Origin of the sequence: Actinomadura syzygii, from assembly GCF_008085905.1 — a bacterium.
Lineage (GTDB): Bacteria > Actinomycetota > Actinomycetes > Streptosporangiales > Streptosporangiaceae > Spirillospora > Spirillospora syzygii.
On record NZ_VSFF01000007.1, the window covers coordinates 333,036 to 346,472 of the forward strand.

15 protein-coding genes are annotated in these 13,437 nt (G+C 72.2%); 10 read left to right on the forward strand and 5 right to left on the reverse strand.

The genetic code is table 11. From position 1 onward, the window contains the following. Window positions 1-46 precede the first annotated feature (46 nt). From tesB to FXF65_RS19450, 4 genes are all read left to right on the forward strand, one after another. Window positions 47-931: an acyl-CoA thioesterase II gene (tesB, locus tag FXF65_RS19435; RefSeq protein ID WP_148351376.1), complete on the forward strand. Its 885-nt coding sequence runs from the start codon at window positions 47-49 to the stop codon at window positions 929-931. 257 nt (window positions 932-1,188) lie between these two features. Beyond that, window positions 1,189-1,548, forward strand: coding sequence for a hypothetical protein (locus FXF65_RS19440; RefSeq protein WP_148351377.1), 360 nt, complete (start codon window positions 1,189-1,191; stop codon window positions 1,546-1,548). Window positions 1,549-1,667: 119 nt separating this feature from the next. Continuing rightward, the gene (locus FXF65_RS19445; RefSeq protein ID WP_067891475.1) at window positions 1,668-1,946 is read left to right on the forward strand and encodes a WhiB family transcriptional regulator; all 279 of its coding nucleotides are present in this window, start codon (window positions 1,668-1,670) and stop codon (window positions 1,944-1,946) included. Between the two features lie 6 nt (window positions 1,947-1,952). Further along, window positions 1,953-2,168 (forward strand): hypothetical protein, encoded by a 216-nt coding sequence (locus tag FXF65_RS19450; protein WP_148351378.1) that lies wholly within the window; start codon window positions 1,953-1,955, stop codon window positions 2,166-2,168. Between the two features lie 212 nt (window positions 2,169-2,380). Here the strand turns inward: FXF65_RS19450 and FXF65_RS19455 are convergent, their stop codons facing one another. After that, window positions 2,381-3,736 (reverse strand): ABC1 kinase family protein, encoded by a 1,356-nt coding sequence (locus tag FXF65_RS19455; RefSeq protein WP_246198940.1) that lies wholly within the window; start codon window positions 3,734-3,736, stop codon window positions 2,381-2,383. A 179-nt stretch (window positions 3,737-3,915) separates the two neighbouring features. Between FXF65_RS19455 and FXF65_RS19460 the strand changes: the two genes are divergently transcribed. From FXF65_RS19460 to FXF65_RS19470, 3 genes are all read left to right on the forward strand, one after another. Further along, a complete protein-coding gene (locus FXF65_RS19460) occupies window positions 3,916-4,716 on the forward strand; it encodes an enoyl-CoA hydratase/isomerase family protein (RefSeq protein WP_148351380.1) in 801 nt (266 codons plus the stop codon). A 194-nt stretch (window positions 4,717-4,910) separates the two neighbouring features. Beyond that, window positions 4,911-5,444 (forward strand): M48 metallopeptidase family protein, encoded by a 534-nt coding sequence (locus FXF65_RS19465; RefSeq protein ID WP_148351594.1) that lies wholly within the window; start codon window positions 4,911-4,913, stop codon window positions 5,442-5,444. Next, window positions 5,441-6,097, forward strand: coding sequence for a nucleotidyltransferase family protein (locus FXF65_RS19470; RefSeq protein ID WP_246198941.1), 657 nt, complete (start codon window positions 5,441-5,443; stop codon window positions 6,095-6,097). The genes FXF65_RS19465 and FXF65_RS19470 overlap by 4 nt, the downstream gene beginning before the upstream one ends. On the opposite strand, the gene FXF65_RS19475 is transcribed toward FXF65_RS19470, so the two are convergent. Genes FXF65_RS19475 through FXF65_RS19485 form a run of 3 tightly spaced genes read right to left on the reverse strand, consistent with a single transcriptional unit; the run spans window position 6,079 to window position 8,251 of the window. Continuing rightward, window positions 6,079-6,642, reverse strand: a complete 564-nt coding sequence (locus FXF65_RS19475) for an NUDIX hydrolase (protein WP_148351381.1) — start codon at window positions 6,640-6,642, stop codon at window positions 6,079-6,081. The two genes, FXF65_RS19470 and FXF65_RS19475, sit on opposite strands and share 19 nt — an antisense overlap. Next, a complete protein-coding gene (locus tag FXF65_RS19480) occupies window positions 6,639-6,824 on the reverse strand; it encodes a hypothetical protein (protein WP_148351382.1) in 186 nt (61 codons plus the stop codon). Before FXF65_RS19480 ends, FXF65_RS19475 begins: the two co-directional genes overlap by 4 nt. After that, window positions 6,821-8,251, reverse strand: a complete 1,431-nt coding sequence (locus FXF65_RS19485; RefSeq protein WP_148351383.1) for a zinc-dependent metalloprotease — start codon at window positions 8,249-8,251, stop codon at window positions 6,821-6,823. The genes FXF65_RS19480 and FXF65_RS19485 overlap by 4 nt, the downstream gene beginning before the upstream one ends. An 89-nt stretch (window positions 8,252-8,340) precedes the next feature. Between FXF65_RS19485 and FXF65_RS19490 the strand changes: the two genes are divergently transcribed. Beyond that, the gene (locus FXF65_RS19490) at window positions 8,341-9,423 is read left to right on the forward strand and encodes an NAD-dependent epimerase/dehydratase family protein (RefSeq protein ID WP_148351384.1); all 1,083 of its coding nucleotides are present in this window, start codon (window positions 8,341-8,343) and stop codon (window positions 9,421-9,423) included. Window positions 9,424-9,430: 7 nt separating this feature from the next. On the opposite strand, the gene FXF65_RS19495 is transcribed toward FXF65_RS19490, so the two are convergent. Beyond that, window positions 9,431-12,334, reverse strand: coding sequence for a UPF0182 family membrane protein (locus FXF65_RS19495; protein ID WP_148351385.1), 2,904 nt, complete (start codon window positions 12,332-12,334; stop codon window positions 9,431-9,433). A gap of 112 nt (window positions 12,335-12,446) precedes the next feature. On the opposite strand from FXF65_RS19495, the gene FXF65_RS19500 reads away from it, so the two are divergent. Together FXF65_RS19500 and FXF65_RS19505 are read left to right on the forward strand one after the other, a co-directional pair. Beyond that, a complete protein-coding gene (locus FXF65_RS19500) occupies window positions 12,447-12,986 on the forward strand; it encodes a PPA1309 family protein (RefSeq protein WP_148351386.1) in 540 nt (179 codons plus the stop codon). A 10-nt stretch (window positions 12,987-12,996) separates the two neighbouring features. After that, entirely contained in the window at window positions 12,997-13,437 is a 441-nt protein-coding gene (locus FXF65_RS19505) for a molybdenum cofactor biosynthesis protein MoaE (RefSeq protein ID WP_281288921.1), read from the forward strand.

Sequence of the window (13,437 nt, forward strand, 5' to 3'; positions counted from 1 at the left end):
GGGGCGTGACCCCGCTCACGCGGGCTGATGCGGAAGACTGGCCGTTGTGAAGGACTCCCTGAAGGCGCTGCTCGATCTGCTCGACCTCGAACAGATCGAGAACGACATCTTTCGCGGCCGGACGTCCGATGAGCGGCGGCAGCGCGTCTTCGGCGGGCAGGTCGCCGGGCAGGCGCTGGTCGCCGCCGGGCGGACCGTCCCGGTCAACCGGCCGGTGCACTCGCTGCACGCCTACTTCATCCGGCCGGGCGACCCGCTCGTCCCGATCGTCTACACCGTGGACCGGGTCCGGGACGGGCGCTCCTTCACGACGCGGCGGGTCACGGCCGTCCAGCACGGCAAGGCGATCTTCACGCTGTCGGCGTCGTTCCAGATCGCCGAGGGCGGCCCGACCCACCAGGCGCCGATGCCGGACGCCCCCGACCCCGAGACGCTCCCGGACGGCCTGACCCGGCTGACGCCGCAGTTCGGCGAGGTCGGCGCCCGCGAGTTCATCGCGCGGAGGCCCTTCGACATCCGGCACGCGACTCCGCTGACCTGGGAGGCCGCGAAGGACCCGGCGCTGATCAGCCCCGAGTCGAAGGTCTGGCTGAAGGTCGACGGCGACCTCCCGGACGACCCGCTCCTGCACGTGTGCCTGATGACCTACGCCTCCGACATGACGCTGCTCGACACCGTCCTGCTGAACCACGGCCTCGCCTGGGGCGACAAGCGGACGATGGGCGCCAGCCTCGACCACGCGATGTGGTTCCACCGCCCGTTCCGCGCCGACGACTGGCTGCTCTACTACCAGGACTCCCCGTTCGCGGGCGGCGCCCGGGGCCTCGCCCGCGGCCAGGTGTTCACCCGCGCGGGGGACCTGGTCGTGTCGGTGATGCAGGAGGGCCTGATCCGCGTCTCCGACCAGGCCCACTCCGGTCAGGAGCGCTGACGGGGTGGGTGCTTACGTGTAGGATGATCGTTTGGTATGGGGTCCCGTGTGGGCTCCGGCGTCCGGCGGGGCGTCGAGGGCTCCCGGGGTTCTGCGGGAAAAGGGTGAAGCGACCCACAGAACCGCAGGTCAAAAATACCTTGATTGATTTGGCGGAAGCCCCGTACGCTCTAACGCGAGCAAAGAACAGGCCCGTCGGAGAGGACCCAGCGTCCCCCGGTGCGGCCCGAGGAGCCAGGAAGGTGGTGTGCAGTCCGGTGAGCAACACGTTGATGAAATCCGCGTCGTCCTGGACCGCATGGCCTGGCGCCTCGATTCCCGGCATCCCAGTCGCCTATCCGGTCGCTGTCGACCAGCGAGCGCGCGACCAGCGCACCCTGCGCGGCCTGAAGCCGAGCGACCTGAAACTGCGTGGCATGGAGCTGCGCGGCATGAAGGTCCGCGGCGCCAATTCGTGTGATCTGCGCGTCGACCAGCGATTCCAGGACGGCCAAGGGCGGAGTGTCTCCGAACACCTTCTCGGCGGCATGTCCGTTCAGGCTCCGGCCACGGCCCACGTGGGCGTCACCGTCACGGGTGACGAGTCGGGTCCGTACCCCTGGAGGCCACCGGTTTAGAACAACCGGCAAGCCCCCAGGCCGCGGATCCAGACACCGGATCCGCGGCCTTCTCTTTTGCCCAGACAACCCACCGAAACGCCCGTTGAGATCCAACGAGAGGAACAAGGGTGACTGTGATGCAGGGGGCTCTCGCAGTAAGCGAGGAGGACCTCACTCTTCCGTGCCGGACCGACCCGGAGCTGTTCTTCGCCGAGTCTCCCGCCGACGTCGAGCTCGCGAAGGCCCTGTGCCAGGAGTGCCCGCTCCGCCGCGAGTGTCTCGCCGGTGCGCTTGAGCGCAAGGAGCCCTGGGGCGTCTGGGGCGGCGAGCTGTTCGTCCGCGGTGTGATCGTGCCGCGCAAGCGGCCGCGCGGCCGCCCGCGCAAGCACCCGCGGCCCGACGAACTGACCGTGTGAGGCGACATGCCCACCACGCTCCACCGGCCCGATGCCGAGGGCGCGGCGCCCACCGCGGCGCCGCGCCCGCGGCCCGACGAGCTGGCAGTCCGCGTCCACGCGCTGCGGCGGGCGCGCCGCGACGCGCGGACGCGGGCGTCCCGCGTGCGCCGCGTGCTGCTCGCGCCGACCCCGGCCGGCGACACGTACGCGCAGGCGCCGGAGACCCGGCGCCAGCACTGAAAAGAACTGCCCGGACCACCACCGACGAGAATGCCCGCCGGGTCGCAGGCACCCACTCACCTCCGCCCTTCTCGGATGGTTTGGCGGACGGGAGCGCCTCCCCGCGGGCGGATGGAGCGCGACCGGCGGCCCACTCGCCGGACGCGCGAGAAGCGGGGCCCCGCACGTCTCATCAACGTGCGAGGCCCCGCTTAGCTTTTGAGAGGAACCGTTCAGCCGGTGACGAGTTCGCCGTCCTCGTCGCCGGCCGCTTCCTCGGCGGAGTCGTCGGCGAATCCGGGGACCCATTTCAGGGATTCCGCGCGTGCCGGGATCTCGCATTCGAGTTGGCACAGCACGCCCGTCCCGGCGGACAGGACCCGGTGGATGATGACGTACTCCGGCGGCAGGTTGAGCTGCCGGACGACGTTCGACGGCCGCAGGTCCGTGACCTTCGCGGCCATGTCGCGCAGCCATTCCCGGCTGAACCTGAAGGTCTCCGTGACGAACGGCTCGGTGATCGGGGCGAGGAAGGCTTGGAGCGAGTCGGCGTCGACGTCCACGCCCTCGCGGATGAAGTCCTCCCGGCGGAGGGCCTCCTCGATCTCGGCGATGTCGGCCATCGTGCCGATGCGGAGCAGCAGGCCGAGCCGCCGCTGGAAGCCGCCGGGGATGCGGTCGACGGCGCCGAAGTCGAGGACGCCGAGCCGCCCGTCCGCCAGCAGCCGGAAATTGCCGGGATGCGGGTCGCCGTGCAGCATTCCGCACCGCTTCGGCCCGGACAGCAGGAAACGGCAGTACAGCAGCGCCGCGTGGTTCCGCGTCTCCTGGTCCCCCTCGCTGATGATCTTCGAGAGCGGGGTGCCGTCCATCCACTCGGAGATCAGGATGTTGCCGGACTGCGCGACGACCTCGGGAACGAGGAAGTCGGGGTCGTCGTCGTAGGCGTCCCGGAAGATGGTCTGGGACTCGGCCTCGATCGTGTAGTCGAGCTCCTCGACGACCCGTTCCTTCAGCTCGGTGAGCATCGACTTGACGTCCAGGCCGGGCATCAGCACGCCGAACAGGCGGCCGAGCCGCGCGAGCTGGTTGAAGTCGCTGATCAGCGCCTTGCCCGCGCCCGGGTACTGGACCTTCACCGCGACGGCCCGGCCGTCGTGCCACACGGCCCGGTGCACCTGCCCGATGGACGCGGCGGCGGCGGGCTCGTCGTCGAACGAGTCGAAGTAGTCGCGCCAGTCGTCCCCGAGGAACTCGGCGAGCACCTTGTGGACGGTCGCGGCGGGCAGCGGGGGAGCGGCCTCCTGCAGCCGGGTCAGCGTGGCGCGGTAGGGTCCGGCGATCTCCGGCGGCAGCGCCGCCTCGAAGATCGACAGCATCTGGCCGAGCTTCATCGCCCCGCCCTTGAGCTCGCCGAGCACCTTGAAGAGCTGCTCGGCGGTGCGGGTCTGGATCTCCATCGCGACGGCCTCGGCGGGCCGGCCGAACGTCCGCTTCCCCATGCCGAGGGCGGTGCGCCCCGCGAAGCCGATGGGGAGGGACGCCAGCTTTGCTGACCGCGTCACCGCGCGGCGGGGAAGATCGCTCACGCGGACCATTCTCGGTGATCGGCTGTGCATCCCGCCACAACGATCCGCAACAATCGCCCGCTCTTGGCCGAGGGCGGCACGATGACCTGCCCGGATGTGGTAAGTGTGCGCTTTCTCACGCCCACCGGGCGGGCGGGCCCGGTGTGCCGGGGGCGGTACCGCTCGGGTACGGTGCCGCCATGCCCGAGGAGATCGCGGACGTCCTGCGCGTCGAGCGCCGCCCCGGCGGGGTCGTCGTCCTGACGCTGAACGACCCGTCCCGCCGCAACGCGATGTCGGACGCGATGACCGCCGCCTGGACGGCGGCCATGGACGGTCTCCGCGCCGACCGCGACGTGCGGTGCGTCGTGCTGACCGGCGCCGGGAGCGCGTTCAGCTCCGGCGGCGACCTGCCCTGGCTCGCCGATGCGAACGCCGTCCCCGTCCCCGCGCTGCGCGACCGGATGCTCGCCTTCTACCGGACGTGGCTCGCGATCCGCGACCTGGAGGTCCCGACGATCGCCGCCGTCAACGGGCACGCCGTCGGCGCCGGGCTGTGCCTCGCGCTCGCCTGCGACCTGCGGTACGCGGCGGCCGGGGCGAAGCTCCTCGCGCCGTTCACCGCGCTCGGCCTGCACCCCGGCATGGCCGCGACCTGGCTGCTCCCCGAGGTGGCGGGGCTTCCGCTGGCCCGCGAGATGCTGCTCGCCGGACGGGTCGTCACCGGCACGGAGGCGGAGCGGCACGGCCTCGTCAACCGCGCCGTCGAAGACGGAAAGGTGCTCGACGAGGCCCTCGCCGTCGCCGACCGGGTGGCCGCGCAGGCGCCGATCGCGACCAGGCTCACCAAGGTCGCGCTCGCGGGCGGCGGGCACCCCGACCAGGAGTCGGCGCTGCGCTGGGAGTCGCTCGCGCAGCCCGTCACGATGGCGTCCAAGGACATGCTGGAGGGGCTCGCGGCGCAACGGGAGAGACGCGGCCCGCGCTTCACCGGCGAGTGAACGCGCTTCACCGGAAGGTGAACCCCGGGCGGCACGCCGCGGACCATTGTGGTAAACCACTGAGGTTCGTAAAAACATAGGCTCTGACCTGCGCCTACGTCAAACACCCCCTTTGGGGCCCGCAAAATTTCGAGTACGGTTCAGGCGTGCCCCCTAACGTTGAGGTCCGCCGCAGCGCCAGGCGCAGGCGAACCGTGTCCGCCTACCGCGACGGCGACAAGGTGGTGGTGATGGTTCCGTCCAGGCTCAGCAAGGCCGAAGAGGAACAGTGGATCGCGACCATCCTTGAGCGGCTCGAGGAGCGGGAGCGCCGCCGCCGACCCACCGACGCCGACCTCCAGTCGCGCGCCCGGGACCTGTCCAGGCGCTACCTCGCCGGACGCGCCGACCCCGTCAGCGTCCGCTGGGTCGCGAACCAGCGCGCCCGCTGGGGATCGTGCACCCCCGACGACGGCACGATCAGGCTGTCCACCCGGCTGCGCGGCATGCCGTCCTGGGTGGTCGACTACGTGCTCGTCCACGAGCTGGCGCACCTTCTCATACCCGGGCACGGCGCCGACTTCTGGGAGCTGGTCGGCAACTATCCGAAGGCCGACCGGGCCCGCGGCTACCTGGAGGGCGTCGCCGCCGCCGCGCACCTGCCGCTGGAGGCCGACACCCTGGACGACGAGATCGTCACCGAGGGGGTCCGGCACGGGGACGACTTCCCGCACGAGGCCGCCGGGTGACCCTGGCCCGCTTCGCCGCAGTCCTCTCCCTGCTCGACCGTTCGCAGCCCGACCGTGGTTCCGCCGTGCCCGCGGGCGTCGACGCGGACGAATTCCGCCTCGCCCTGCTCGAAGACGCCTGCGAGGTCGTCGCCGGGCTCGAACTCGTGACGCCCGCCCTCGTCCTCGACCCGCCGGACCAGCCGGACGCGGAGGCCGCGACCTGGCCGGGCACCCCGATCGTCCGCGAGCCGACGCTCGCCGGCGCGTTCGCCGCGCTGCACGCGCTCGGCGCCGAGACCGCCGTGCTCGTCGCGCCGGACGCCCCCGACCTGCCGCCGCTGCTGATCGGCAAGCTGTTCCGCGCCCTCGGGAACGCGCCGTCCGCGGCCTGCGCGGCCCGCTCCGGCGGCGGGCTCGTCGCGCTCGCCGCCCGGCTGCCATTGCCCGGCTGGCTCGCCGCCGCCCTGGACGGCAGCGACAACGCGGTCGATCTCGACACCCCGGACGCGCTGGCCAGGCTCCGCGCCGCCGCGCCGCGACCCGGGCTCGTCCCGCAGGGACCGCCCTGGCATCGCCTCCGCACCACCGCCGACCTGCGGTTCCTCGACCCGGGGCTGGAAGGCTGGGAGAACACCCGGGCGCTGCTCGAAGGTCATCCGCTCGGCTCGTGACCCGCGTCCCGCGCCCGTGCCACCAGGCGGCGGACGGCGTCGTCGGTCGGCTCGGGCAGCTCGTCCACGGGGAACCAGCCGAGCGCGTCGGACTCGTCGCTGACCGTGTGCCGGGCGCCGTCCGGCGCGATCACCGTGTACTGGACGTCCAGATGCCAGGTCTCCCGATCCCGGCAGCGGACGGCGTGCCGGTCGAGCTGGACGGGCCCCGGCACCAGCCGCAGCCCGCCGATCCCGGACTCCTCGGTCGCCTCCCGCAGCGCCGCGCCCGCGAGCGTCGCGTCGCGCGGCTCGCAGTGCCCGCCCAGCTGGAACCACGCCTTGAACTTGGCGTGCAGGGTCAGCAGCACGCGCGACCTGGACGGATCGAGCACCGCCGCGCTGGCCGTGATGTGCCCGGCCGCGCACTCCCGCCACAGGCCGTCCACCGGATGCTCCTCCAGGTGGCGGAGGAACTCCAGGCGGGCCTTCTCCTGGCCGGGGTCGGGCGCCGTCCACGACGACAGGACCCGGACGGCGTCGTCGTGCAGGACGCTTCGCGTCACGTGCGGCCCACGCGCGGATACCGGGAGTTGACCGGGTGGCGGCGGCGCCGCTCCTGGTCGATCGGGCGGTGCCAGCACAGGCTCGCGCGGGCGACCCGCCGCCGGACCGCGTTCGCCGACGACCCCGGCGCGTACCCGCAGCCGTGCACGTGCGGCACGCGCGACTCGCGCGGGCGGCTCATGCGCGGGGCCCGCCGTCGCCGGAGCCGTCGCCCTCGTCGTCGGGCTTCTCGTCGGGCGCGTCGGGCTTCTCGCCGGGCTTCTCGTCGGACGCGCCGGGCTTGTCGTCGGGCTTCTCGTCGTGTTCGTCCGCCGGCTTGGTGAGCTTCGACAGGTCGAGGTCCGACAGGCCCTCCAGCTCGTCGCGGCCGTGGACGAACCCCTCCGGGTCGTCGAGGTCGTCGGACGTCGGGAGCAGGTCGGGGTGGTCCCAGAGGGCGTCCCGGCCCTGGGAGCCGCGCACCTCGGTGAGCGTCCGCCACAGGGTGGCCGCCTCGCGCAGCCGCCGGGGCCGCAGTTCGAGGCCGACCAGCGTCGCGAACGTCCGCTCCGCGGGGCCGCCGGTCGCGCGCCGCCGCCGGACCGCCTCGGCCAGCTTCACCGAGCCGGGCAGCCGCTCCTTCGCGGCCTCGTTCACGACCGTGTCGACCCAGCCCTCGACCAGCGCGAGCGCCGTCTCCAGGCGGGCGAGCGCCGCCTTCTGCCGCGGCGTCTCCTCCGGCTGGAGCTGGAGCTCGTTGCCGAGCGCCTCCTGCAGCGCCTCCGGGTTCGACAGGTCGAGCCCCTGGACGGCCTGCTCGATGCCCGACAGGTCGACCGTGATGCCGCGCGCGTACTCCTCGACCGCGCCCAGCAGGTGCGACCGCAGCCACGGGACGTGGGTGAACAGCCGCTGGTGCGCGGCCTCGCGCAGCGCCAGGTAGAGCCGGACCTCGTCGCCGGAGACCTCGAGCCCGGAGCCGAACGCCTCGACGCCCGCGGGCAGCAGCGCGCCGACCCCGTCCGGGGCGAGCGGCAGGCCCACGTCGGCGGAGCCGGTGACCTCGCGGGCCAGCGCGCCGAGCGCCTGCCCGGCCTGGCCGCCGACCATCGCGCCCGCCATCTGCTTGACCATCCCGATCAGCGGACCGGCCATCGCCTGCACGTCCGCCGGGATCTCGCCCGCGCCGAGCGCCCCGCCCATGGAGTCGACCATGCGGGCCGCGATCGGGTCGCACACCTTCGCCCAGACGGGGAGCGTCTGCTCGATCCACTCGGAGCGGCTCCACGCCTGCGGCGTGCGGATGCCCGCGGGCAGCGTCGTGGCGCCGTCCAGCCACAGCTCGGCGAGGCGCAGCGCCTCCTCGACCTGGCGGCGCTCGGCGTCGACGACCGACGGGTCGCCCTGCTCCACCACGCTGTGCCGCGCGATGTTCTTGGCCAGATCCCAGTTGAGGGGGCCGCCGCCCGCGCCGCCGGCCGCACCCTGGCCGCCGATCATGTCGGCGAACCGGTGCAGCATGTCGGCGAACTGCGCCATGTCGCCGCCCATGCCCTTGAATGGATCCTGGGACCGGTCGTCGTCGTCGCCGTCGCCTGGACGGTTGAAGCCGAAGGGAGTGTTGCTCATCGGTTCGCCCCTGGGATGCATGATGGGCTCATATCCGCAACGTTAGCCGGTCTGGGCAAGGTCGCGTACACAAGGAAGGGGGCACCCCCGTGGCAACGGGCAAGGTTCGCCCTCGGCGTAGCAAGGGCCCGGTCGTCGCCGTCACCGGCGCGGCCACCGGGGCGGGACGGCTGCTCGCCGCCCGGCTCGCCGAACGGGAGGAGATCCGCAAGGTCGTCGCCATCGACGCGCATCGTGGCGACGTGCCCGGCGTCACCTGGCGTGTCGTCGACATCCGCGACCCGCTGCTGTCCAACCGGCTGTCGGACGTCGACGTGATCGTCAACCTGGACGTCGAGCACTCCCCGGACGTGGACCCGCGCGAGCGCCGCACCCACAACGTCCGCGGGGCGCAGACCGTCGTCACCGCCGCGGCCGCGGCCCGGGTCCGCCGGGTCGTGTTGGTCACGTCCGCGATGGTGTACGGGGCCGAGCCCGGCAACGAGGTGCCCCTGCCCGAGGACTCCCCGCTCCTCGCCGAGGCCAGCACCAGCATCGCGGGCGACCACCTGGAGATCGAAGAGCTGGCCGCGACCGCGCCGATCACGCACCCCGGGCTGGAGGTCACGGTCGTCCGTCCGGCGGCGCTCGCCGGGCCCGGCGTCGACACGGTCGTCACCCGGCACTTCGAGGCGCCCCGGCTGCTGACGGTCAAGGGCAGCACGCCCGGCTGGCAGTTCTGCCACCTCGAAGACCTGGCGTCCGCCCTGGAGGTCGTCGTCACCGAGGAGCTCACCGGGCCGCTCGCGGTCGGCTGCGAGGGCTGGCTCGGCCCCGAGGAGGTCACCGAGATCACCGGCAAGCGCAGCTTCGAGCTGCCCGCCGCCCTCACGTTCGGGATGGCGCAGCGCCTCCACCGGCTCGGCATGACGCCCGCGCCCGCCACCGACCTGCACTACGTCGCCTACCCGTGGGTCGTCGACTGCGCGCGGCTGCGGGCCGCCGGGTGGAAGCCGATGTACGACAACGCCGCCGCGCTCCGCGCCGTGATGGACGAGACCGCCGGACGGCACGCCGTCGTCGGCCGCCGCGTTGGCGGCAAGGAGGCCACCATGGCGACGGCGGCGGGCGCCACCGTCGCCGCGATCGGCGCCGCCGCCGCGATCCGCCGCGCCCGCAAGCGCCGCCGCTGAGACCGGGCTAGCTCGGGGACGGCGTGCTGGACGGCGTCCCCGAGGGGCTCGGCGACGGGCTCCCGGACGGCGGCGTGGTGGGCTTGGCCTCGCTCGCCGCCGCCAGCGCGGCCTGCGCGTCCTTGATCCGCTTCCAGGCGTCGCCCATGCCCGGGTAGTCGCCCTTCTTCTGCGCGTTCTCGTAGTCCTGGACGGCCGTCCGCAGGTCGTTGATCGCCTTCTGCGCCTGCGCGCTGAGCTGCCCGCCCGGCGCGGTCGTCGTCGGCGGCGGCGGCCCGGCGCCCGCGCCGCCGAGGACCTGTTCGAGCGCGTCGTCGAGGGTGTCGGCGGCGGCGATGCTCTCCCCGAACCGGACGAGGATCTTGCCCAGGATCGGGTACGGCTGCTGCTCCTTGCCGCCCGCCGCCTTCGTGTACATCGGCTCGACGTAGAGCAGGCTCCCGCCGAACGGGATCGTGAGCAGGTTGCCGGGGACGGTCTTCGTCCCACCCTGTCTCAGCGCGAACAGGTCGTTCTTCACCTTCGCGTCGGTCTCGAACGAGTTCTGCACCTGGCCGGGGCCTGTCGGCTGCGCGTTGCGCGGCATCTGCAGGATCTCGATCTGCCCGTAGTCCTGCCCCGGGGTCGACCCGACCGCCATGAACGCGGCGAGCTGAGCGTTGCCGCGCGGGTTGAACACCGTGGTCAGCGAGAACGACTCGGCGGCACGGCCCGGCATCCGCAGGCTCTGGTAGTAGGGCGGCTGGCGCTTGTCCTTGGCGGACGGGTCCTCCGGCACCTCCCAGAAGCCCTCGCCGTTGTAGAACGCCGACGGGTCGGTCACGTGGTACTTGGTGAGGATCTTCCGCTGCACCTTGAACAGGTCCTGCGGGTAGCGGAAGTGCGCCTCAAGCTCCGGCGGGATGGACGACCGAGGCTGGACGGTGTGGTCGAACACCTTCATCCACGTCTTGGTGATCGGGTCGTTCTCGTCCCACTGGTACAGGTGGACGCTGCCGTCGTAGGCGTCCACCGTGGCCTTGACGGAGTTCCGCATGTAGTTGATGTGGTCGTCGGCCTGCCGCGCCACCGCCGACCGGGTGTCGGTGATCGTGTCGCGGGTCGCCTCGCCGAGGCTCGTCTCCTCCGCGTACGGGTAGCCGTTGGACGTGGTGTAGCCGTCCACGATCCACAGGATGCGGCCGTTGACGACGGCCGGGTACGGGTCGCCGTCGAGGGTGAGCCAGGGCGCGGCCTTCTGCACCCGCTCGCGCGGCGACCGGTCGTACATGATCTTGGCGTTCTTGTTGATCGCGCCGGACAGCAGGAGGTTCTTGTCCTGGAACTTCGCCGAGTAGAGCAGCTTGTTGAGGAACGAGTCGATCGGGACGCCGCCCTCGCCGTCGTAGGTGCTGCTCTGCTGGCCCGACTCGCTGTTGTCGGGGTAGTTCAGCTCCTGCTGGCCGCGTCCGCCGACCACCGAGTAGCGCGGCGAGCGCTCGCCGAAGTAGATCTCCGGCTTCCCGACCTTGATCTTCTGGGCCGGGTCGGCGGGCATGTTCTTGGTGATGAAGTCGGGCACCCGTCCCGCGTCGAACCGGTCGCCGTACGCGGACACGAACCCGTAGCCGTGGGTGTAGACCATGTGGTCCTTCACCCAGCTCCGCTGCCCGGCGGGCGCCCCGGACAGCTCCCGCAGCGCGACGATCGTGTCGACGGGCTTGCCGTCCACCTGGTAGCGGTCGACGTCCAGCGTGTCGGGGAACCGGTAGAACGGGCGGATCCGCTGGAGCTGCTGGTACGTCTCGCCCACCACGGCCGGGTCGAGGACGCGAACCCCGCCCAGCTCGTCGGCCTCCTTCTGGAGGGCCTTCTTGTCGGTCACCGGCTGCGACCCGTACGGGACGACCCGCGCCCCGTCCACGCCGTACGCCTTGCGGGTGAACTCGATGTTGCGCTGGATGTAGTCGCGTTCCTTGGCCAGCTCGTCCGGCTTCACCTGGAACTGCTGGATCAGCAGCGGGTAGACGCCGCCGAGCAGGATCGCCGACAGGACGAGGAGCGTGAACCCGACGCCGGGCAGCATCATCCCGCGCCGCAGCAGGTTGCTGAAGAACATCACCATGCAGAGCACCGCGATGATCATGAGGATGGTCTTGGCGGGCAGCAGGGCGTTCACGTCGGTGTAGGACGCGCCGGTCGTCACCCCGCGCTCGGAGTGCACCAGCCCGTACCGGTCGAACCAGTACGCGACGGCCTTCAGCAGGATGAACACCCCGAAGAGCACGGACAGGTGCGCCCGCGCGGGCGGGCTCGCCTTGTCGCCCGGTCCCTGCAACCGCAGCCCGCCGTACAGGTAGTGCACCATCACGGCGGCCAGGATCGACAGGATCACCGTGGCGAACACCACGCCCAGCACGAGCCGCAGGAACGGGTACGTGAAGACGTAGAACGACACGTCCTTGTGGAACTGCGGGTCCTTCACGTTGAACGGCGTGCGGTTCAGGAACGCCAGCCACACCGGCCACTGGCCCGCCACCGACGAGCCCGTCAGGATCCCGAGCAGGCCCAGCAGCGTCCAGGAGATGATCCTGCGGCGCGGGTCGATCACCGCGCGGTAGCGCTCCAGCCCCTGCTGTTCCACCGACAGCGGCCGGTACGCCGGACGCAGCCGGTACGCGATCGCCACGTTCGCGCCGACCACCAGCGTCATCAGCAGCCCGGCGCCGAGGAACAGGACCACCTTCGCCTGCAGCTGGGTCGTGTAGACCTCGGAGAAGCCGATGGAGTCGTACCACAGCACGTTCGTGTAGACGGCCGTGAAGACCATGAACGCGACCAGCAGCACGGCGAGCGCCACCAGCGCCGGCAGCAGCAGCCGCGTCCGCCCTGTACCGAGCCGGCGCCCGAATCCGGGAGTCCGGAAGGTCACTGGCCCCTCCGATCGAGAACTTCGCCCCCACCGGCCGGGGGCCGGTGCTGTAGAAGCAACTTACCGACTGGGGCGGGGGTTCCCGCATGTCCCCGAGCCCAAAGGGGGAAAGATGGGCGTTGTGAGTCTTCTGGAAGAAGTCGTACGCGACCTCGAACGCCACTCGGCCCAGGCGGGCTGGGACGCCGCCCCCCGGCTGTACGCGCTCGTCCGGAGCGGCGAGCTGCGCCGCGCCGAGCCGGGCATCGCCGACCAGCTCCCGGACGACGCCGAGGCCCTCGTCCCCGTCGAGCAGGAGGCCCTCCCGGACCAGGACGACCTGGAGAAGGCCCTGGCCGCGATCGTCTGGCCCGACGCCGTGGACGGCTGCGCGCTCGTCATCGAGCGCGTCATCCTCCCGTCCGACGTGGAGGCCGACATCCCCGAGGACGCCGCCGAGGCGCAGGCGTTCATCGGAGCGCACCCGGCGCGCGAGGACGTCCGCATGGTGGTCGGCGTGCTCCGCGACGGCGCGCGGGCCGCCGCGATCCGGATGCGCAGCCACGACACCGAGGACGAGGTGCTGGCCGGGCCCGACCTCGTCCGCAGCATCCCGGACGCCCTCATCGCGACCTTCGAACCGGACGAACCCGGCGCCGCATCGGAAAGGTAGCCTGCGGGACGTGAGCCACGACAGCCCCGCCGCCGTCATCCGGCTGATCGGCGTCCGCGACGCCCCGCTCTCCATGGACGAGGTGTACGCCGCCGTCGCCGACCCCGGCGCCGGCGGCATCGCCGTCTTCGTCGGCGCGGTCCGCGACCACGACCACGCGCGGGCCGTCAGCGCCCTGTCCTACAGCGCGCACCCGACCGCAGAGCAGCGGCTCCGCGCGATCATGGAGAAGGTCGCGGCGGACCACCCGGTGATCGGGCTCGCGGCCGTCCACCGGGTCGGCGACCTGCGGGTCGGCGATCTCGCCGTCGTCGTCGCCGCGTCCAGCGCCCACCGCGCCGACGCGTTCGACGCCTGCCGCAGGCTCATCGACGACCTCAAGGAGCACGTCCCGATCTGGAAGCGGCAGACCTTCGCCGACGGCGGGGACGAGTGGGTCGGGATCTGCTGA